The sequence below is a fragment of the Burkholderia sp. BE12 genome (genome assembly GCF_002959955.1).
Classification (GTDB): Bacteria; Pseudomonadota; Gammaproteobacteria; order Burkholderiales; family Burkholderiaceae; genus Burkholderia.
Map to the genome: position 1 here is coordinate 213,832 of NZ_PREY01000007.1, position 20,263 is coordinate 234,094.

Below are 20,263 nucleotides of genomic sequence, written 5' to 3' on the forward strand. Positions count from 1 at the left end.
TGTCATGCCGACGGGCAATCAATCCGTGCTTTCCAGCATGAAGCAGGACCATGCCTTCGTGGTATGGCTCACCGGTGTGTCCGGTGCCGGTAAATCGACGCTCTCGAATGTTCTGAAGGAACAACTCGATGCGCGCGGCCTTCGGACTTTTCTGCTGGACGGCGACCAGCTTCGCGAAGGATTGAATCGGGACCTTGGATTCAGCGACGCAGACCGCCACGAGAACATTCGTCGGACGGCCGAGGTCGCGCGCCTGATGGTGGATGCCGGGCTCGTCGTCATCGTCGCGCTGATCTCGCCGTTTCGGGAGGCCCGCGCCAACGCGCGCGCACGTTTTCCGCAGGGCATGTTTTTCGAAGTCTTCGTCGACGTTGCGCTGGATGTGGCGGAAGCGCGCGCCCCCAAAGGGCTCTACGCGCGGGCAAGGCAAGGGACCCTTCGGCAGTTCACCGGCATCGAATCGACCTATGAAAAACCGGTATCGCCCGACGTGCATGTGCGCACGGGCGAAGCAGGCCCGCTGGAATGCGTGCACGCGATCATGCGGAAATTGCCGTTGAACGGCTGATGCCCATCGTCGACCGTCGTCCGCCGCCCGTGATGAACCTCCCTCACCGCGAGCACCGTGCCATCGTCGGCCACCGCGATGCGACCTGATCGAGAATCAATCGACCTACTTCCCGCTCGGTGCGACTCACCGGCTGACGAACCCCGGCAAGATTCCGCTCGAGCTGATCGAGGTCCAGTCGGGCGCGTATCTCGGCGAAGACGACATCGTCCGCTTCGAGGACACCTACGGCCGCGCCGCGCGGTAAGCAACTCGACACCCGACGCGCGCGACGACCGGCCGGGCCGAAAACGGGCAGCACGCACCCGCGTCCTGCCCGTTTTTCATTCCGTCAACCAATGTCAGCCCGGTTGCCCGCCCCTCCCGGCTCAGGTTATAAAAGCGCCTCCCATTCCGGTGCATGCGCCGCCCTTTTACCCTTGACTTCGGAGAACGCATGATCGATCTCGCCACCGCCCAGCAATTCCTGATGACCCGCGGCCTCGACTTCGGCCTGAACCTCCTCGCCGCGGTCGTCTTGTGGTTCATCGGCCGCTGGGCAATCCGCATCGGTACCCGCCTGCTCGGCAAGGTCGTTCGCCGCAGCGGCAAGGTCGACCCGACGCTCACCGACTACCTGACCTCCGTCGTCGGCGTGCTGCTGACGATCCTGCTGATCCTCGCGATCCTGCAGATCTTCGGCGTGCAGACCACCTCGTTCGCCGCGCTGCTCGCCGGCCTCGGCCTCGCGATCGGCACGGCCTGGGGCGGCCTGCTCGCGCATTTCGCCGCCGGCGTGTTCATGCAGGTGCTGCGCCCGTTCAAGATCGGCGACGTGATCAGCGCGGGCGGCGTCACGGGCACCGTGAAGGAGCTCGGCCTGTTCGGCACGACGATCGTCACCGCCGACAACATCGTGACGATCGTCGGCAACAACAAGATCTTCTCGGACAACATCGCGAACTACAGCGCGACGCCGCACCGCCGCGTCGACCTCACCGCGAAGATCGCGAACAGCGTCGATGCGGTCGATGCGATCACCCGCCTGAAGGCGCAGATCCAGTTGGTTCCGAACGTGCTGAAAGTGCCGGCACCGGACATCGGCGTGCTGCAGTTCACGCCGGAAGGCCCGCTGCTGTTCGTGCGCCCGTCGACTCAGCCGGAGAACTACTGGCAGGTGTACTGCGACACCAACCGCGTGATCCTCGAAACGTTCCGCGACGCCGGTTATCCGACGCCGGAAACGCCGATCTCGCATCGCAACGCGTAACGGCAGCAGCGGCCAAACCGCACGAAAAAAAAGCGTGGCACCCGCCACGCTTTTCTCACTTCACCGAAACCAACGAACGCGCGCTCAGCGCCCGCCCGCCTTCGGCGCCTCATCCGACCGCCGCCCGCGCACGAGCTTCCACACCGCGCCGAGCGCGACCGGCACGATCGCCGCGCCGATCCCGACCAGCACGATCACGTTCAGGTACTGGCGGATGAACGGGATGTTGCCGAAGAAATAGCCGAGCAGCACGAGCAGCAGCACCCACACCAGCGCGCCGATCATGTTGAACAACTGGAAGCGCGCGACGCTCATCGACGACGCGCCCGCGACGAACGGCGCGAACGTGCGCACGACCGGAATGAAACGCGCGAGCACGATCGTCTTGCCGCCGTGCTTGTCGTAGAACGAGTGGGTCTTCTGCAGCGCGGCGCGATCGAGGAAGCGCTCGAGCACCGGAATATGCGTATTGAACACCTTCGGGCCGACCCAGCGGCCGATCAGGTAGTTCACGGTGTTGCCGGAGATCGCCGCGACGAGCAGCAGCACGATCAGCAGGCCGACGTTCATTTCGCCCGTCGCCGCGAACGCGCCGCCGATGAACAGCAGCGAATCGCCGGGGAGGAACGGAAAGACGACGAGCCCCGTCTCGCAGAACACGATCAGGAACAGGACGAGATAGACCCACGCGCCGTACTGCCGGATGAAATCGCCGAGGAAAGCGTCGATATGCAGGACAAGATTGACGAAATGAAGCAGCGTATCCAAATGCGATTCCTCGAAGGCGGTAGGGCCGGAACGGCCGGAACAGGCCAGGGATGGCCGAGGCGCCCGCCAGTCAAGGCGGCGCGTGCAACTGGGTGATGATACCGAAACTCCCTTAAGGCTCCGTGAAAAAACGTAACGGCCGCCCGCCCCGGCACGCGTTCGCGGCCTCGCTATAATTCGGCCATGTCCGATATCACCGAAACGGCCGCGGGCGCCGCGCCCGCCCCCGCCGCGCGCCCGCTGCGCGCGATCCAGCCCCTGCCCGACCAGCTGATCAGCCAGATCGCCGCCGGCGAGGTCGTCGAACGCCCGGCGTCGGTCGTCAAGGAACTGCTCGAGAACGCGATGGACGCCGGCGCGACGACGCTGCGCATCGTGCTGGAAGAAGGCGGCGTCAAGCGCATCTCGATCACCGACGACGGCTGCGGGATTCCGCCCGACGAACTGGCGCTCGCGCTGATGCGCCACGCGACCAGCAAGATCCGCTCGCTCGAGGAGCTCGAGGCGGTCGCGACGCTGGGTTTTCGCGGCGAAGCGCTCGCGTCGATCGCGTCGGTCGCCGAGATGTCGATCACGAGCCGCACGGCCGATGCCGCGCACGCGATGAAGATCGATGCGCAGACGGGCGTGCTGTCGCCCGCCGCCGGCTCGACCGGCACGACGATCGAGGTGCGCGAGCTGTACTTCAACACGCCCGCGCGGCGCAAGTTCCTGAAGAGCGAGCAGACGGAATTCGGCCACTGTCTGGAAATGATCCGCCGCGCGGCGCTTGCACGGCCGGACGTCGCGATCTCGGTGCTGCACAACGGCAAGGCCGTCGAGCACTGGAATGCGACCGAGCCCGCGCAGCGTGTCGCGAAGATCCTCGGCGACAGCTTCGCGACCGCGCACCTGCCGCTCGACGAGCAGGCCGGTCCGCTCGCCGTCTACGGTTGCGCCGGCCTGCCGACCGCGAGCCGCGGGCGCGCCGACCAGCAGTATTTCTTCGTGAACGGCCGCTTCGTGCGCGACAAGCTGCTGACTCACGCGGTGCGAGCGGCCTACGAGGACGTGCTGCACGGCGACCGTTACCCGTCGTACGTGCTGTTCCTCGACCTGCCGCCCGAAGCCGTCGACGTGAACGTGCATCCGTCGAAGATCGAAGTCCGGTTCCGCGATTCGCGCTCGATCCACCAGTACGTGTTCCATGCGGTGCAGCGTGCGCTCGCGCGCCACGCGGGCGCATCGCCGGAAACCACCGCGGGCGGCCATGCCGCGCATATCGAACCGGCGCCGCGCGGGCCGGCATCGTTCCTCGATACGCCGCTCGGCCAGGGCCCGAGCGCCGCGACCGGCGGCAGCGGTTTCTCGTCGCCGTCGTCTTCATCGTCGGCGGGCAACACGTGGATGCGCCAGGCGCGGATGACGCAGGGCACGCTGCCCGTCGCGCAGCCGCTCGCGCTCTACGACGCGCTGTTCGGCCGCAAGGACAGCGGCGCGGGCACGCCGGACGGCACGACGCTCATCGCCCGCGATTCGGCCGACGCACCGGTCGCGCCGCTGCCGGGCTTCGCCGCGTCGCCGCTCGCCGCCGGCGCGCACGACGAGCAGCCGCTCGGCTTCGCGCTCGGCCAGATCCACGGCATCTACGTGCTCGCGCAGAACGCGTACGGTCTCGTGATCGTCGACATGCATGCGGCGCACGAGCGGATCCTGTACGAGCAGTTCAAGAACGCCCTCGCCGATCGCTCGGTCGCCGTGCAGTCGCTGCTGCTGCCGATCTCGATGACGGCCACGCCGGTCGAGATCGGCACGGTCGAGGAAGAGCGCGACACGCTCGAATCGCTCGGCTTCGATCTCGCGGTGCTGTCGCCGACGACGCTCGCGATCCGCGCGGTGCCGGCGCTGCTGAAGGATGCGGACCTGCAGGCGCTCGCGCGCGCGGTGCTCGCCGACCTGCACGCGTTCGGCGGCTCGCGCGTGCTCACCGAGCGCCAGCACGAACTGCTCGGCACGCTCGCGTGCCACCACGCGGTGCGGGCGAACCGGCGCCTGACCCTCGACGAGATGAACGCGCTGCTGCGCCAGATGGAGGCGACCGAGCGCGCGGATCAGTGCAATCACGGCCGGCCGACCTGGTATCAGCTCACGCTGAACGATCTCGACCGTCTCTTCATGCGCGGGCAATGAGCGCTTCTTCGCCATCCAGCCCGACGACGATCGCCTGCCTGCTCGGCCCCACCGCTTCCGGCAAGACGGCCGCGGCGCTGGCACTCGCCGCGCGCCGCCCGATCGAGATCGTCAGCGTCGATTCGGCGCTCGTCTACCGCGACATGGATATCGGCACCGCGAAACCGTCGCACGACGAGCGCGCGAGCGTGCCGCATCACCTGATCGACATCATCGACCCGGCCGACGCGTATTCGGCCGCGGAATTCCGCGCGGACGCGCTGCGCCTGATCGGCGAGATCGTCGCGCGCGGCCGCACGCCGTTGCTGGCGGGCGGCACGATGCTGTACTACAAGGCGCTGACGCAAGGGCTCAACGATCTGCCGGGCGCCGACCCGGCGGTCCGCGCGACACTCGACGCCGACGCCGCGCGCGACGGCTGGCCCGCGCTGCACGCGCGGCTCGCACAGGTCGATCCCGACACGGCCGCGCGGCTCGCGCCGAACGATTCCCAGCGGATCCAGCGCGCACTGGAAATCTTCATGCTGAGCGGGCAGCCGATGTCGGCGCTGCTCGCCGCGCCGCGCCGCACGGACGATGCGGCCGCCGCGTACCGCTTCGTGCCGGTCGCGCTCGAGCCGTCGGATCGCGCGGTGCTGCACGCGCGGATCGCGCAGCGCTTCGACGCGATGCTCGACGCGGGCTTCATCGACGAAGTCGAACGACTGCGGCGCCGCGACGATCTCCATCCCGATCTGCCGTCGATGCGCTGCGTCGGCTACCGGCAGGCGTGGGAGTTCCTAGACGGCGATACCGACTACCGAACGATGCGCGACAAGGGCATCTTCGCGACACGCCAGCTGTGCAAACGCCAGATCACGTGGCTGCGCGCGATGCCGGAGCGGATCGTGGTGGACTGCATCGCGCCGGATTCGACGGCCCGCGCCCTCGACGCGCTCGAACGCGTCCTCGACGGCCGTACGCCGGGCTGACGCGTCAGCCCGCCCGACGCGCCGCCAGGCGCGCGCGGGCGCCGTCGACGATCCACGTGCCGCCCTTGCTGGCCGGGGCGCGCCCGGCGAACGCGCCGCGGGCGTCCGCGTAAGCGTGGGCATGTGCCGCCGCGCTCAGCCCGCGAGCGTCACGAGATTCGCATCGCGCACGAGCTGCCAGCGGCCGCCGGCCTTGCGGAAGATCGTCAGCGTATGGCCCGAGCGGTGGATCGTCTCGCCGCCCGGCGGCGTCGCGTCGATCTCGAGGAAATTGCGCATGTACGCCCAGTCGCCGATCACGCACAGCTCGTCGATCCGGTAGCGGCCGTCGACCTTCGGAGCGTGCTCCGCACCCGCGTTCGCTTCGCGCGACGCGGCCGCGAACGCCGCCTTGTCGAACGGCGGCTTGCCGGCCACCATGAAGATCGCGTCGTCGGCGATCAGGTCGAGCACGGTCGCCAGATCGCCCCGCCGACTCGACACGAACCAGTTTTCCACGAGCTCGCGGATCGCGCGTTCATCTTCGGTCATCGTCGTCCCTCCTTCATCGGCGCGCGTCCGACCGCACGCGGCGCCCGAAAAAAAGCCGCCCGGATCGATTCCGGGCGGCTTTCCGTACTGCATTCTGCTGCTTGCCGTGCGTCAGACCACGACCGTCTGCGCCTCGCCTTCGCGGGTCGCACGCACGGTGCCGATCTTCCACACCTGTTCGCCGGCGGCGGTCAGGTCGGCGATCGCTGCATCGGCATCGGCCGCCGAGACGATCACGGCCATGCCGATCCCGCAGTTGAACACGCGGTGCATTTCCGCGTCGGCGACGCCGCCGTGCTCCTGCAGCCACTTGAACAGCGGCGGCAGCGGCCACGCGTGCTGGTCGAGCTCGGCGGTGAGGCCTTCGCGCAGCACGCGCGGGATGTTCTCGACGAGGCCGCCGCCCGTGATGTGCGCCATGCCCTTCACCGTCAGCTTCTGCATCAGCGCGAGCAGCGGCTTCACGTAGATGCGCGTCGGGGCCATCAGCGCGTCGGCCAGCGAGCGGCCGTGGAAATCCGCCGACAGATCGGGATTCGCGCGCTCGATGATCTTGCGCACGAGCGAGAAGCCGTTCGAGTGGATGCCGCTCGATGCGAGGCCGAGCACCACGTCGCCCTCGGCAATCGTGCTGCCGTCGATGATCTTGCTCTTCTCGACCGCGCCGACCGCGAAGCCGGCCAGATCGTATTCGCCGTCCGGGTACATGCCCGGCATTTCGGCCGTCTCGCCGCCGATCAGCGCGCAGCCCGACAGTTCGCAGCCCTGCGCGATGCCCTTGACGACGGTTGCGGCCGTGTCGACGTCGAGCTTGCCGCACGCGAAGTAGTCGAGGAAGAACAGCGGCTCGGCGCCTTGCACGAGGATGTCGTTCACGCTCATCGCGACGAGATCCTGGCCGACGGTGTCGTGTTTGTTCAGATGAAAGGCCAGCTTGAGCTTGGTGCCCACGCCGTCGGTGCCCGATACGAGCACGGGCTCCTTGTACTTCTTCGGCACTTCGAACAGCGCGCCGAACCCGCCGATGCCGCCGAGCACGCCGTCGCGCAGGGTTTTCTTCGCAAAAGGCTTGATCTTGTCGATGAGCGCGTCGCCTGCGTCGATGTCGACACCTGCGTCGCGATAGGACAGACCCTGAGCGTCGGGAGCGGATTTCGGAGGATTCATGGGGGAATGCGAGAAGGTCGGTAAAATGCGATTTTACCCGAAGCCGGCCCGTTGGCCGGAATTCCCAGCACCGAATCGTCAGGGATTGCATCTTGGTCAACACGTCCCCGTTTTCATCGCCGGGCGAAGCGCGCCGAAACCCGCGCCGCGCCGTGCGTACGGTCGCGCGTGAAGCCAGCCGGGGCGCTTTCCCCCGCGCGTGCCCGGCGTACGGCACGCGTTTTTTCAACCGACCCGCATTGTGACTGCTGTGTCCCGTCAACTGACGCTCGATCTCGGCACGCCGCCGCCCGCCACGTTCGACAACTTCATCATGAGCGACGAGAACGACGAGCTCGTCACGCGCCTGCAGAAGCTCGATCTCGCGCTCGCGGCCGGCCCCGTGCCGGACCGGTCGTTCTATATCTGGGGCGAGCCCGGCAGCGGCCGCACCCACCTGCTGCAGGCGCTCGTGAGCGACGCGTCGTACGGCTATGCGCGCTACCTGACGCCGCAGAGCCCGCTCGGCGCGTTCACGTTCGACCCGCGCATCGGCATCTATGCGATCGACGACTGCGACCGGATGAGCGACACGCAGCAGGTCGCGCTGTTCAACCTGTTCAACGAAGTGCGCGCCCACCCGTCGAGCGCGTTCGTCGCGGCGGGCCCGGCGGCGCCGCTCGCGCTCGACGTGCGCGAGGATCTGCGCACGCGCCTCGGCTGGGGGCTCGTGTTCCACCTGTCGCCGCCGTCCGATGCCGGCAAGATCGCCGTGCTCAAGCTCGCGGCGAAGGAGCGCGGGATCGCGCTCACCGACGACATCGCTGCATACCTGCTGACCCATTTCCGCCGCGACATGCCGAGCCTGATGGCCTTGCTCGACGCGCTCGACCGCTTCTCGCTCGAGCAGAAACGCGCGGTCACGCTGCCGCTGCTGCGCCGGATGCTCGCGCGTCCCGGCGACGACATCACACCACCGGGCACGGGCCCGAACCGCTTCGAGTAAAATGCGCTTCCATGACCAATCTGGCACTCTTTGACCTCGACCACACGCTGATTCCGACCGATAGCGACCACGAATGGGGTCGCTTCATGGTGAAGCTCGGCATCGTCGACGCGGAAAGCTTCTCGCGTCGGAACGACCAGTTCTTCGCCGATTACAAGGCCGGCCAGCTCGACATCCACGCGTACCTGTGCGCGATGCTCACGCCGCTCGCGAAGTATTCGCGCGCACAGCTCGCCGAATGGCACGAGCAGTACATGCACGAGGTGATCCGCCCCGCGATGACGCCCGCCGCGCTCGAACTCGTGCGCAAGCATCTCGATGCGGGCGACCTGTGCTGCGTCGTGACGGCCACCAACGAATTCATCACGCGCCCGATCGCGACCGCGTTCGGCGTCGACACGCTGATCGCGTGCGAGGTCGAAACGACCGACGGGCATCCCGATTCGCCGTACACGGGCCGGCCGACCGGCACGCCGAGCTATCGCGAAGGCAAGATCGTGCGCACCGAAGCGTGGCTCGCGTCGCTCGGCAAGCACTGGGACGACTTCGAACACAGCTATTTCTACAGCGACTCGCACAACGACATCCCGTTGCTCGAGAAAGTCACCGACCCGATCGCGACCAACCCCGACGACACGCTGCGTGCGCATGCAAGCAACCGCGGCTGGCGCATCCTGGATCTCTTCTGAACGTCGTGATCAAAAAATTCATTCGCAAGCTGCTCGGACAGGACGAAATCGAGCAAACGCCCCCCTCCGCGGCCCCGGCCGACGAAGCGGCCCCTGCTGTCCCGCGCGCCCCGAAGGGCGCCCGCGGCGGCGGCGCGAGGAAATCGCGCAGCAACCATGAGCCGACCGTCGTGCCGGCCAGCGTGCACGGCATCAACCCGGCGCTGATCTCGAAGAACGCGGTGCGCGTGACCGACACGCTGCAGCAAGCGGGCTTTCGCGCGTTCATCGTCGGCGGCGCGGTGCGCGACCTGCTGCTCGGCATCGCGCCGAAGGACTTCGACGTCGCGACCGACGCGACGCCGACCGAGGTGCAGCGCCTGTTCCGCCGCGCGCGCCTGATCGGCCGCCGCTTCCAGATCGTCCACGTGCAGTTCGGCCAGGAACTGATCGAGGTATCGACGTTCCGCGCGCTGGTCGACGCGCCGCCCGAGGCGGCCTCGGCCGCGGCCGGGCCGCCGAGGCGCCTGAAGCGCGACGAACTCGATCGCCGCACGCACGCGGTCGATGCGAGCGGCCGCGTGCTGCGCGACAACGTGTGGGGCGAGCAGCACGAAGACGCCGCGCGCCGCGACTTCACGATCAACGCGATGTACTACGACCCGTCGACGCAGACGGTGCTCGACTATCACGACGGGATGGCCGACATACGCGCCCGCCTGTTGCGGATGATCGGCGATCCGGCCACCCGCTTCCGCGAGGATCCGGTGCGGATGCTGCGCGTCGTGCGCTTCGCGGCGAAACTCGATTTCGAGATCGAACCGCATACGCGCGAGCCGATCCATTCGCTCGCCGACCTGATCAACAACGTGCCGGCCGCACGCCTGTTCGACGAAATGCTGAAGCTGCTGCTGTCGGGGCACGCACTCGCGTGCCTGCAGCGGCTGCGCAAGGAAGGCCTGCATCACGGGCTGCTGCCGTTGCTCGACGTCGTGCTCGAACAGCCGCAGGGCGAGAAATTCATCACGCTCGCGCTGAACAACACCGACGCGCGCGTGCGTGCCGGCAAGCCGGTGTCGCCGGGCTTCCTGTTCGCGACGCTGCTGTGGCACGACATGCGCCAGCGCTTCGAGCAGTACACGGCCGAGGGCGAAATCCCGGTGCCGGCGCTCCATCGCGCGATGGACGACGTGCTCGACATGCAGACCGAGAAACTCGCGATCCACAAGCGTTACTCGGCCGACATGCGCGAGATCTGGGGCCTGCAGTTGCGCCTCGAGAAACGCTCGGGCCGCAGCGCGATGCGGCTGCTGGAACACCAAAGGTTTAGAGCGGGGTATGATTTCCTCCTGTTACGCTGCGAATCCGGCGAGCTCGATATGGAAGTCGGACAGTGGTGGACGGATTTCATCGAAGGCGACGCGGCCGCTCGCGAGGCATTGCTCACGCAGGGCGGCTCGAAGGAAAAATCGCCCCGCAAGCGGCGCCGCCGCGGCGGTGCGCGAAACCGCAATCCGGGTGAAGGTGCCGCCGAGCAGGCGCCGGATACCGCGGGCGGTACCGCGAGCGGTTCCGACGACTGACGCGTGCGCCGGCGAACGACGTAGGAAGTGATGCCATGACGGTTGCATATATCGGATTGGGGGCGAATCTCGGCGATGCGCGCCAGACCCTGAAGGACGCGGTGGTGTGCCTCGCGCAGCAGCGCACCATCTCGATCCTCGGCAAGTCGAGCCTGTATCGTACGGCGCCGTTCGAAGCGGGCGGCGACGACTACTACAACTGCGTCGTCAAGCTCGACACGACGCTGTCGGCCCGCGAGTTGCTCGCGCTCTGCCAGAAGATCGAACATCACTTCGGCCGCGAGCGCCCGTATCGCAATGCGCCGCGCACGCTCGACCTCGACATCCTGCTGTTCGGCGCCGATTCGATCGACGAACCCGACCTGATCGTCCCGCACCCGCGCCTCACCGACCGCGCGTTCGCGCTCGTACCGCTCGTCGAAATCGAGCCGGCGCTCGACATCCCCGCGCGCGGCCGTGCCGACGCGTTTCTCGCCGCCGTCGCGGATCAGCGCGTCGAAAAGGTGCAGACCTGCCAGTGCCTGATGCAGAAGGCGCTCGCTGCCGGCGAAGACGCCGACAAGACCCGTTGCCGATGAACTCGACTCCGCTGACCGTCACCGCGCCCGACCTGCGCGCCCCGCACCGCTATCTCGTGATCGAAGGGCCGATCGGCGTCGGCAAGACGACGCTCGCGCGCCTGCTCGCCGAGCGCTGGTCGATGCAGACGCTGCTCGAACGCCCGCAGGACAACCCGTTCCTCGAACGTTTCTATCGCGACACCGCGCGCTATGCGCTGCCCGTCCAGCTGTCGTTCGCGCTGCAGCGCGCGCAGCAGGCGCGCGAGCTGATCGGTGCGCTCGACACGGGCCGGCCCGTCATCGCCGATTTCATGCCGCAGAAGAACGACATCTTCGCGCGGCTGAACCTGCCGGAAGACGAGTGGCAGCTGTATCGCTCGGTCGCCACGCACGTCGACGTGCCGCAGGCGCCGTCGCCCGATCTCGTCGTCTATCTGCAGGCCAGCCCCGAAGTGCTGTTCTCGCGCATCCAGAAGCGCGGGATGCCGATGGAACTGCAGATCAGCGACGCATACCTGCGCTCGCTCGTCGACGCGTACAACGAATTCTTCTATCACTACGACCGCACGCCGGTGCTGACGGTCGCGGCCGAACACCTGAACCCGCTGGATTCCCCCGAGGATCTCGCCCTGCTGGTCGAGCGCATCGAGACGATGCGCGGCCGCAAGGAATTCTTCGTCAAGGGCGAGACGACGCGCTGACGCGTCTCGCCGCTGTTTTTACCCATCGATCCGGATTCCCCATGACCTATCTCCAGGAATCGAGCCGGCCTGCCGTGACCGTGCCGAAACTGCAGGCGATGCGCGACGCCGGCGAGAAGATCGCGATGCTGACCTGCTACGACGCGAGCTTCGCGGCGCTGCTCGACCGCGCGGGCGCCGACGTCCTGCTGATCGGCGATTCGCTCGGCAACGTGCTGCAAGGGCACACCACCACCCTGCCCGTCACGCTCGACGACATCGCATATCACACCGCTTGCGTCGCACGCGCGCAGCCGCGCACGCTGATCGTCGCGGACCTCCCATTCGGCACGTACGGCACGCCCGCCGACGCGTTCGCGAGTTCGGTCAAGCTGATGCGCGCCGGCGCGCAGATGGTCAAGCTCGAAGGCGGCGAATGGCTCGCCGACACCGTGCGCTTCCTGGTCGAACGCGCGGTGCCCGTGTGCGCGCACGTCGGCCTGACGCCGCAATCGGTGCATGCGTTCGGCGGCTTCAAGGTGCAGGGCAAGACCGAAGCCGGCGCCGCGCAATTGCTGCGCGACGCGCGCGCGATCGAGGACGCGGGCGCGCAGCTCGTGGTGCTCGAGGCCGTGCCGACGCTCGTCGCGTCCGAAGTCACGCACATGCTGCGCATTCCGACGATCGGCATCGGCGCGGGGGCGGACTGCTCGGGCCAGGTGCTGGTGCTGCACGACATGCTCGGCATCTTTCCCGGCAAGCGGCCGCGCTTCGTCAAGGACTTCATGCAGGGCCAGCCGAATATTCAGGCGGCGGTCGAAGCGTATGTGCGCGCGGTGAAGGACGGCTCGTTCCCGGGAGCGGAGCATACGTTCTGACGTAACGGGCTGGATGTAGAAAAACGCGGCGCCCCACAAAGGGCGCCGCGTTTTTTATTGGAATACCACGTTGCCGAAGGCCAGCGGCAGCGAATGTTCGGACACACGGCCCGAATCGTCATCGCATCATTTCAACACCGCGTCGAGCGCGCCGCGCAGTGCGTTGGTCAGCAGCAGCGCCTGCGCCCGCGCGAGATCGTCACGAGTCACGACGCGCTCCACCGCGCCGAATGCGGGATCGTCGAGCAGCACACCGCGCATCACGCCGGGCAGCACGCCGCACGACAATGGTGGCGTCACCCATCGACCGTCGAGCTTCACGAACAGATTCGAGCGCCCGCCTTCCGTCACCTCGCCACGCTCGTTGACGAACAGCATGTCGAACCCGCCGAGCGCCTCCGCCGCCTGCCACGCACGGTCGTATTCAGCGCGGCGCGTCGTCTTGTGCAGCAGCAGCGCGTCGTTCGCGCGGGTCGGCGCGAAGCCGTGCGCGGAGGCCAGCAGCACGCCGACGGGCCCCGGCGGCAACGGCTTGAGCGGCGCCGCGACGATCTCGATCGTGCCGTCCTTCGCCAATGCGAGCTTCATCCGGTACGCGCCGTCGCCGTCGAGCGCCACGCAGCGTGTGTCGATCTCGCGACGCAACGCGTCGGCATCGAAGCGAAAGCCGAACGCATCCGCGCTGCGTTGCAGCCGCGCGAGATGGCGATCGAGATGGCGAATCCCGTCCACCCGCGTGGCGGCCGTCGTTTCGAACAGCTGGAAGCCAGGGTCAGCATCCGTCAGGAATCGCGCTTTCAATTCGCACTCCGCATATTCATCGGCCGCGACGCTGTCGAGCACGATGCCCGCACCGACGCCCATCGTGCCGCGCCGCCGGCCGGCAGCGGCCGTTGCCGCGTCGCGCGTGGCGATCGTCCCGGCAGCATCGGCTGCGAGCGCATCGAGCGTCAGCGTCCGGATCGCGACCGACAGGCAGAAATCGCCGCAACCGGCCGCGCCGCCGGGCGTCGCCGCGCCGACGGATACAGCCTCATCCTTCGGCGCGTCGAGCCAGCCGATCGCACCGGTATACAGCCCGCGCGGCGTGGACTCGATCGTATCGATCAGCTGCATCGTCTTGTACTTCGGCGCGCCCGTGATCGACCCACAAGGAAACAGCGCGCGCAGCATCTGCGCGAACGTCGTGCCGTCGCGCCAGCCGGCTTCGACCGTCGACGTCATCTGCCACACCGACGCATACGGCTCGACCGAGAACAACGCCGGCACCTTGACCGTCCCCGTGCGCGCGATCCGCGACACGTCGTTGCGCAGCAGGTCGACGATCATCACGTTTTCCGCGCGGTTCTTCGGGTCGTTCGCGAGGAATGCCGCTGCCTCGGCGTCGCGTTGCGGATCGCCCGAACGCGGCGCGGTGCCCTTCATCGGCCGCGCGCGCAGCACGTCGCCGTGCCGCTCGACGAACAGCTCCGGCGAACACGACACGACCCACGCGCCGTCCGGCAGCGCGATCAGCGCGCCGTACCGCACCGGCTGGCGCGCGCGAAGCCGCCGGTACAGCGCGAGCGGCGTGCCGAACACGTCGAAATGCAGCCGGTACGTGTAATTGACCTGATACGAATCGCCCGCGCGCAGCGCGTCGTGCACCGCGGCGATCGCCGCGTCGAACGCATCGCGCGACACGCTCTTCGCGACATGCGCGACGCCCGCGATCGACGGCGTGCCGCCGCCGTCCTGCTGCGCGAGCCACGCGTCGACGTCGTTGCGCGACAGCCGCTCGCAGCGCGCATACAGCAAAAAGCGCAGCGGGGCATGGCCCGGCTGCGCCCGTTGCAGATTGCGTCCGAATTCGTAATCGCCGACGACGACCGCATGCAGCCCGTCGCGCAAATCCTGCGCGAGCGCCGCGTCGACGGCGTCGAGCTGCGCCGGGTCCGTGCACACGCGTTCGCGCACGAAGCCCGAATACAAACGACTCGACCGCGAGGACGCGGTCGAGTCGCAATCGTCCAAGAGCGCGAACGACGCGCTCTCGTTGCCTTCAGTCATGCCGTTACTCGAAGAAGCTCTTCACCCGATCGAACCAGCTCTTGCTCTGCGGGCTGTGACGCGCGCCGCCCTCGGCCAGCGACTTCTCGAACTGCTTGAGCAGGTCGCGCTGGTGGTCGGTCAGCTTCACGGGCGTCTCGACCTGCACGTGCACGTACAGATCGCCCGCAATGCTCGAACGCAGCCCCTTGATGCCCTTGCCGCGCAGGCGGAACGTCTTGCCCGACTGCGTGCCTTCCGGCACCGGGAACGACGCACGGCCGGCCAGCGTCGGCACCTCGATCTCGCCGCCGAGTGCGGCGGTCGTGAACGGAATCGGCATCTGGCAGTGGAGATCGTCGCCGTCGCGTTCGAACACCGCGTGCGGCTTGATGTGGATCTCGACGTACAGATCGCCCGGCGGCCCGCCGTTGATGCCCGGCTCGCCGTTGCCGGCCGAGCGGATCCGCATCCCGTCGTCGATGCCGGCCGGGATCTTCACTTCGAGCGTCTTGGTTTCCTTCACCTTGCCCGACCCGTGGCAATGCACGCACGGCTCGGGGATGTAGGTGCCGGTGCCATGGCACTTCGGGCAGGTCTGCTGGATGCTGAAGAAGCCCTGCGACATGCGCACCGTGCCCTGGCCGTGACAGGTCGGGCAGGTTTCCGGCTTCGTGCCGGGCTTCGCGCCCGACCCGTGGCAGACTTCGCACGACACCCAGCTCGGCACGCGGATCTGCGTGTCGTAGCCGTGCGCAGCCTGCTCGAGCGTGATTTCCATGCTGTAGCGCAGGTCGGCGCCGCGGTACACCTGCGGGCCGCCGCGGCCGCCGCGCGCGGCACCGCCCGCGGCCTGACCGAAGATGTCGCCGAAGATGTCGCCGAATGCATCGGCGAAGCCGCCGAAGCCCTGCGCGCCCGCACCGCCCATGTTCGGATCGACGCCCGCGTGGCCGTACTGGTCGTACGCGGCCCGCTTCTGACCATCCGACAGCATTTCATAGGCTTCCTTCGCCTCCTTGAAATGCTCCTCCGCATCCTTGCTGTCCGGATTGCGGTCAGGGTGATACTTCATCGCAAGCTTGCGATATGCCTTCTTGATTTCGTCGTCGCTCGCATTCTTCGCGACGCCCAGAACCTCGTAGTAATCCCGTTTCGCCATATCGATTCACTGTGCCGCCACGCATCGCGCACGCGGCGGCTCCTTTCGCCCGCAGTAAAGTCTCTCGACTCGTCTGGCGCTGCACCGTCCGTGGACGGCTCGCGCAGCACCCGCCAAAAAACAAATGTGCCCGGAGGGCCGCAAGGCCCGCCAGGCGTGGAGTCGATCCGGCCATCCGGAAGGAAAGACAGACCGCTTGTCAGCCGCGCCGCGCGCGTTTCGCGCGCGGCGTGCGGTGCCATGGCAACCCGGCTTAGTCCTTCTTCACTTCCTTGAACTCGGCGTCGACGACGTCGTCGGCAGCCTGTTGCGCACCACCCGCGTGGGCCGCGCCTTCCGCAGCACCCGCCGCGCCGGCCGCACCCGCCTGCTGGGCCTGCATGTCGGCGTACATCTTCTCGCCGAGCTTCTGCGACACCTTGCCGAGCTCCTCGACCTTCGCGTCGATCGCAGCCTTGTCGGCCGACGTGTCCTTCAGCGCTTCCTCGAGCGACTTCAGCGCCGCTTCGATCGCTTCCTTCTCGCCCGCGTCCAGCTTGTCGCCGTACTCGGTCAGCGCCTTCTTCGTGCTGTGGACCAGCGCGTCGCCCTGGTTGCGCGAATCGGCCAGCTCGCGCAGCTTGTGGTCTTCCGCTGCGTTCGCTTCCGCGTCCTTGATCATCTGGTCGATCTCGGCCTCGGACAGGCCCGAGTTCGCCTTGATCGTGATCTTGTTTTCCTTGCCGGTCGCCTTGTCCTTCGCGCCGACGTGCAGGATGCCGTTCGCGTCGATGTCGAAGGTCACTTCGATCTGCGGCACGCCGCGCGGTGCCGGCGGGATGCCTTCGAGGTTGAACTCGCCGAGCAGCTTGTTGCCCGCCGCCATTTCGCGTTCGCCCTGGAACACCTTGATCGTCACGGCGCCCTGGTTGTCGTCGGCCGTCGAATACACCTGAGCGTGCTTCGTCGGGATCGTCGTGTTCTTGTTGATCATCTTCGTCATCACGCCGCCGAGCGTCTCGATGCCGAGCGACAGCGGGGTCACGTCGAGCAGCAGCACGTCCTTGCGGTCGCCCGACAGCACCTGGCCCTGGATCGCCGCACCAACGGCGACGGCTTCGTCCGGGTTCACGTCACGGCGCGGATCCTTGCCGAAGAACTCCTTCACCTTCTCCATGACCTTCGGCATGCGCGTCTGGCCGCCGACGAGGATCACGTCGTCGATGTCCGACACCTTGACGCCCGCGTCCTTGATCGCGATGCGGCACGGTTCGATCGTGCGCTCGACGAGGTCTTCCACCAGCGCTTCCAGCTTCGCGCGGGTGATCTTCAGGTTCAAGTGCTTCGGGCCCGATGCGTCCGCCGTGATGTACGGCAGGTTGATTTCGGTCTGCTGACCCGACGACAGCTCGATCTTCGCCTTTTCGGCGGCTTCCTTCAGGCGCTGCAGCGCGAGCACGTCCTTCGACAGGTCGACGCCCTGCTCCTTCTTGAACTCGCCGATGATGTAATCGATGATGCGCTGGTCGAAGTCCTCGCCGCCGAGGAACGTGTCACCGTTGGTCGACAGCACTTCGAACTGCATTTCGCCGTCGACGTCCGCGATCTCGATGATCGACACGTCGAACGTGCCGCCGCCGAGGTCGTACACGGCGATCTTGCGGTCGCCCTTCTCGACCTTGTCGAGACCGAACGCGAGCGCGGCTGCCGTCGGCTCGTTGATGATCCGCTTGACTTCGAGGCCCGCGATACGGCCGGCGTCCTTGGTCGCCTGGCGCTGGCTGTCGTTGAAGTACGCCGGCACCGTGATCACGGCTTCCGTGACCGGCTCGCCGAGGTAATCTTCGGCCGTCTTCTTCATCTTGCGCAGCACTTCAGCCGACACCTGCGGCGGCGCGAGCTTTTCGCCGTGCGCTTCGACCCATGCGTCGCCGTTGTCGGCCTTGATGATCGTGTACGGCATCAGGCCGATGTCCTTCTGGACTTCCTTCTCTTCGAAACGGCGGCCGATCAGGCGCTTCACGGCGAACAGCGTGTTCTTCGGGTTGGTCACCGACTGGCGCTTGGCCGGCGCGCCGACGAGAACTTCGTTGTCGTCCATGTACGCGATGATCGACGGCGTGGTGCGCGTGCCTTCCGAGTTCTCGATGACCTTGACCTGGTTGCCTTCCATGATGGCGACGCACGAGTTCGTGGTGCCGAGGTCAATACCGATGATCTTTCCCATTTTTCCTAATCTCCAGAAATGCTTGTTTGCTGCACGAAACGCCGCGTTTTTAGGCGGTTTCGCACGCCAGAATTCAACTCTGTTCCCGAAATGCGTCCGTCCGATCCGTTTTCAAGACCCGACGAGCGATGCGGATATTAAATTTTTTCAATCGCCGCCGGCTAGCGGATCGTGCGGGCCGCCGACGCCCTCGCCGGGCGACGCACCCGCCGCTGCGTCGATCTTCGCGCGTGCCGCCGCGACGGCGGCCTCGAACTGCGCGAGGCCATGCCAGCCCGTCGCGCGGCCCAGCCGCTTGCCGCGGTGGAAGAAGAACCACGTCGGCACGCCGTGCAGCCCGAAGCGGCGCCCCAGCTGATGGTGTTCGTACACGTTGCAATGGAACCACTTCAGGCCCAGCGCGCGGATCGCGTCGGGCTGGGCGAGCATCGCCTTCTTCGCGATCTCGCAGTTGAAGCAGTCGACGCCCCAGAAGAACACCACCGCGAGCGCTTCGCCCGCGCCGTCGACGGCCGCGTCGAACGTGCCGGCGTCGAGCGCCTGCATGTCGAACGCGTCGAACGCGGCCGGATCGACGCCGGCGGGCACCATGGCGGCCGCCTTACTTCGGCTGGGCGACGGTGACGAGCGCCGGGCGCAGCACGCGGTCGGCGATCATGTAGCCCTTTTGCAGCACCGTGACGACGGTGTTCGGTTCCTGCTCGGCCGGCACCATCGAAATGGCCTGGTGCTGATGCGGATCGAACTTCTCGCCGACCGGGTTGATCGCGACGACGCGACCCTTCTCGAGCGCGCTCGTCAGCTGGCGCAGCGTCAGCTCGACGCCTTCGCGCACCTTCGCGATGTCGCCGGAGGTATCGCCGACGGCCGCTTCCAGGCTGTCCAGCACGGGCAGCAGGTGTTCCGCGAAGCTCTCGATCGCGAACTTGTGCGCCTTCGACACGTCGTCCTGCGCGCGGCGGCGCACGTTCTCGGTCTCGGCCTTCGCCCGCAGGAAGCTTTCCTGGAGCTCGGCGACCTTGGCTTGAGCCTCCGCGAGCGCCGCGTCGGCGGCTTCGGCGGCGGGTGCGGCGCCTTGCGCCGCCTGCTTCTCGCTGCCGATGTCTTCGGCCGATGGGGTAGCCGGGTTCTCTTGCGTGTTTTCCATGTCGCTGAAAGTCGATTAGAGGTTGAAGCCAAATCGGCCACCGCCGGACGTATACCCGGCGGCACCGCACATTGTTGGTGCAAATAAGGGCGAAAACTGCGGTTTCAAGAGGGTCATTCGCCGGCATTCGCCAATGCCGCGAAACAACCGCGCGGTTTCCGGGGCAGGCGTCGCATAGTGCGCCGGATCGGGCGAAACGGCCTGTAACAACGCTTACCCAGCAAGTACTAGCTCCGCACAGGTCCGCTGCACTACACTCCACTCAAGCGTCGGAAAAGCGTGTTTACCCTAGCTGACCGCCGCCTGACATCCACCTGGCGCCGTTTTCACCCTTGTTCTCGAGGGGAGTACCGTGAAACTGACCTTTGCGATATCGGTGGTCGCGCTGGTACTCATTGCCGGCACCACCACCATCTGCCTGTCGGGAGCCGTCACCGACCGCACGACCGAATACGGAAGCGCGCGGGCGACGTTCGACCAGATGTTCAGCTCCCACCAGAAAATCTGTCGATGATGCGCCGGTCGCGCTTCGTCGGCCGGCCGTGCAGTTCGGCCGCCGGCTCGCGATACGTGCGGCGCCGCTCCAGTTCGGCGAGCCGCGCGGCCCGTCCCGCTTCCGTTTCCTCGTAGAGCGTCTGCGCGACGCTCGCGGGCCCGCGCACGTCGCACACGCCAAGCACGGCAATGTGCCAGACGATGCCGTCGATCGCAATCTCGACCTCGTCGCCCACCCGCACGTCCTTCGCCGGCTTGACCGCCGCGCCGCCGATTCTCACGTGCCCCTTGTCGACCGCATCGGTCGCGAGCGAGCGCGTCTTGAAGAACCGGGCCGCCCACAGCCATTTGTCGATGCGCAGCTTCGCGCCCGGTTCCGTGGAAATCTTGTAGTTCATGTCAGCCTCCGCCGGGCCGCCCCAAGGGGGTTGACCGCCCCCTCGGGGGG

The 20,263-nt window shown here is 67.2% G+C and carries 20 protein-coding genes and 1 pseudogene; 12 read left to right on the forward strand and 9 right to left on the reverse strand.

Translation table 11 applies throughout. The features are described from left to right. The first annotated feature begins 4 nt into the window (after nucleotides 1–4). The 3 genes and pseudogenes from cysC (at nucleotide 5) to C4B30_RS10290 (ending at nucleotide 1,817) form a co-directional block, all read left to right on the forward strand. Nucleotides 5–568 carry an adenylyl-sulfate kinase gene (cysC, locus tag C4B30_RS10280; RefSeq protein ID WP_105132550.1) on the forward strand — a complete coding sequence of 188 codons (564 nt, stop codon included), beginning with the start codon at nucleotides 5–7 and terminating at the stop codon, nucleotides 566–568. 91 nt (nucleotides 569–659) lie between these two features. Continuing rightward, nucleotides 660–815: pseudogene (locus tag C4B30_RS10285) on the forward strand (mannose-1-phosphate guanylyltransferase/mannose-6-phosphate isomerase); the annotation flags it as partial. 189 nt (nucleotides 816–1,004) lie between these two features. Then, nucleotides 1,005–1,817, forward strand: a complete 813-nt coding sequence (locus tag C4B30_RS10290) for a mechanosensitive ion channel family protein (RefSeq protein ID WP_027783637.1) — start codon at nucleotides 1,005–1,007, stop codon at nucleotides 1,815–1,817. Nucleotides 1,818–1,901: 84 nt separating this feature from the next. Here the strand turns inward: C4B30_RS10290 and C4B30_RS10295 are convergent, their stop codons facing one another. Then, nucleotides 1,902–2,585: a DedA family protein gene (locus C4B30_RS10295; RefSeq protein WP_027783636.1), complete on the reverse strand. Its 684-nt coding sequence runs from the start codon at nucleotides 2,583–2,585 to the stop codon at nucleotides 1,902–1,904. Nucleotides 2,586–2,768: 183 nt separating this feature from the next. Here C4B30_RS10295 and mutL point away from each other — a divergent pair, with 183 nt between their 5' ends. Further along, nucleotides 2,769–4,754 carry a DNA mismatch repair endonuclease MutL gene (mutL, locus tag C4B30_RS10300; protein WP_089499671.1) on the forward strand — a complete coding sequence of 662 codons (1,986 nt, stop codon included), beginning with the start codon at nucleotides 2,769–2,771 and terminating at the stop codon, nucleotides 4,752–4,754. Then, nucleotides 4,751–5,725, forward strand: coding sequence for a tRNA (adenosine(37)-N6)-dimethylallyltransferase MiaA (gene miaA / locus C4B30_RS10305; protein WP_105132551.1), 975 nt, complete (start codon nucleotides 4,751–4,753; stop codon nucleotides 5,723–5,725). The genes mutL and miaA overlap by 4 nt, the downstream gene beginning before the upstream one ends. A 135-nt stretch (nucleotides 5,726–5,860) precedes the next feature. Here the strand turns inward: miaA and C4B30_RS10310 are convergent, their stop codons facing one another. Both C4B30_RS10310 and purM read right to left on the reverse strand, forming a co-directional pair. Beyond that, nucleotides 5,861–6,256, reverse strand: a complete 396-nt coding sequence (locus C4B30_RS10310; protein WP_027783631.1) for a YybH family protein — start codon at nucleotides 6,254–6,256, stop codon at nucleotides 5,861–5,863. Between the two features lie 111 nt (nucleotides 6,257–6,367). Further along, on the reverse strand, nucleotides 6,368–7,423 hold the full coding sequence (purM, locus tag C4B30_RS10315) for a phosphoribosylformylglycinamidine cyclo-ligase (RefSeq protein WP_027783630.1): 1,056 nt from the start codon (nucleotides 7,421–7,423) through the stop codon (nucleotides 6,368–6,370). A 250-nt stretch (nucleotides 7,424–7,673) separates the two neighbouring features. Here purM and hda point away from each other — a divergent pair, with 250 nt between their 5' ends. The 6 genes from hda to panB are packed head-to-tail and all read left to right on the forward strand — an operon-like array spanning nucleotide 7,674 to nucleotide 12,777. Then, a complete protein-coding gene (gene hda / locus C4B30_RS10320) occupies nucleotides 7,674–8,408 on the forward strand; it encodes a DnaA regulatory inactivator Hda (protein WP_012327945.1) in 735 nt (244 codons plus the stop codon). Between the two features lie 11 nt (nucleotides 8,409–8,419). Continuing rightward, a complete protein-coding gene (locus tag C4B30_RS10325) occupies nucleotides 8,420–9,097 on the forward strand; it encodes an HAD family hydrolase (RefSeq protein WP_105132552.1) in 678 nt (225 codons plus the stop codon). A 5-nt stretch (nucleotides 9,098–9,102) separates the two neighbouring features. After that, the gene (pcnB, locus tag C4B30_RS10330) at nucleotides 9,103–10,659 is read left to right on the forward strand and encodes a polynucleotide adenylyltransferase PcnB (RefSeq protein WP_105132553.1); all 1,557 of its coding nucleotides are present in this window, start codon (nucleotides 9,103–9,105) and stop codon (nucleotides 10,657–10,659) included. 35 nt (nucleotides 10,660–10,694) lie between these two features. Beyond that, nucleotides 10,695–11,237 (forward strand): 2-amino-4-hydroxy-6-hydroxymethyldihydropteridine diphosphokinase, encoded by a 543-nt coding sequence (gene folK / locus C4B30_RS10335; protein ID WP_006476832.1) that lies wholly within the window; start codon nucleotides 10,695–10,697, stop codon nucleotides 11,235–11,237. Beyond that, the gene (locus C4B30_RS10340) at nucleotides 11,234–11,920 is read left to right on the forward strand and encodes a deoxynucleoside kinase (RefSeq protein WP_027783627.1); all 687 of its coding nucleotides are present in this window, start codon (nucleotides 11,234–11,236) and stop codon (nucleotides 11,918–11,920) included. The genes folK and C4B30_RS10340 overlap by 4 nt, the downstream gene beginning before the upstream one ends. A gap of 41 nt (nucleotides 11,921–11,961) precedes the next feature. Further along, nucleotides 11,962–12,777, forward strand: a complete 816-nt coding sequence (gene panB, locus C4B30_RS10345; RefSeq protein ID WP_089499666.1) for a 3-methyl-2-oxobutanoate hydroxymethyltransferase — start codon at nucleotides 11,962–11,964, stop codon at nucleotides 12,775–12,777. A 126-nt stretch (nucleotides 12,778–12,903) separates the two neighbouring features. Here panB and C4B30_RS10350 read toward each other — a convergent pair whose 3' ends face one another. The 5 genes from C4B30_RS10350 to grpE all read right to left on the reverse strand — a co-directional run bounded on the left by C4B30_RS10350 (nucleotide 12,904) and on the right by grpE (nucleotide 19,320). Beyond that, nucleotides 12,904–14,826, reverse strand: a complete 1,923-nt coding sequence (locus C4B30_RS10350) for a chorismate-binding protein (RefSeq protein WP_105132554.1) — start codon at nucleotides 14,824–14,826, stop codon at nucleotides 12,904–12,906. Nucleotides 14,827–14,830: 4 nt separating this feature from the next. Then, nucleotides 14,831–15,967, reverse strand: a complete 1,137-nt coding sequence (dnaJ, locus tag C4B30_RS10355) for a molecular chaperone DnaJ (RefSeq protein ID WP_027783624.1) — start codon at nucleotides 15,965–15,967, stop codon at nucleotides 14,831–14,833. Between the two features lie 253 nt (nucleotides 15,968–16,220). Continuing rightward, nucleotides 16,221–18,173: a molecular chaperone DnaK gene (gene dnaK / locus C4B30_RS10360; protein WP_027783623.1), complete on the reverse strand. Its 1,953-nt coding sequence runs from the start codon at nucleotides 18,171–18,173 to the stop codon at nucleotides 16,221–16,223. Between the two features lie 147 nt (nucleotides 18,174–18,320). Next, nucleotides 18,321–18,764 carry a thioredoxin family protein gene (locus C4B30_RS10365; protein WP_105132555.1) on the reverse strand — a complete coding sequence of 148 codons (444 nt, stop codon included), beginning with the start codon at nucleotides 18,762–18,764 and terminating at the stop codon, nucleotides 18,321–18,323. 10 nt (nucleotides 18,765–18,774) lie between these two features. Then, nucleotides 18,775–19,320: a nucleotide exchange factor GrpE gene (grpE, locus tag C4B30_RS10370; RefSeq protein ID WP_027783621.1), complete on the reverse strand. Its 546-nt coding sequence runs from the start codon at nucleotides 19,318–19,320 to the stop codon at nucleotides 18,775–18,777. 352 nt (nucleotides 19,321–19,672) lie between these two features. On the opposite strand from grpE, the gene C4B30_RS35630 reads away from it, so the two are divergent. Beyond that, nucleotides 19,673–19,834 carry a hypothetical protein gene (locus C4B30_RS35630; protein WP_006476841.1) on the forward strand — a complete coding sequence of 54 codons (162 nt, stop codon included), beginning with the start codon at nucleotides 19,673–19,675 and terminating at the stop codon, nucleotides 19,832–19,834. On the opposite strand, the gene C4B30_RS10380 is transcribed toward C4B30_RS35630, so the two are convergent. Then, complete coding sequence (locus tag C4B30_RS10380; RefSeq protein ID WP_027783620.1) at nucleotides 19,806–20,213, reverse strand: RNA-binding S4 domain-containing protein; 408 nt, start codon at nucleotides 20,211–20,213, stop codon at nucleotides 19,806–19,808. The two genes, C4B30_RS35630 and C4B30_RS10380, sit on opposite strands and share 29 nt — an antisense overlap. Nucleotides 20,214–20,263: the final 50 nt, after the last annotated feature.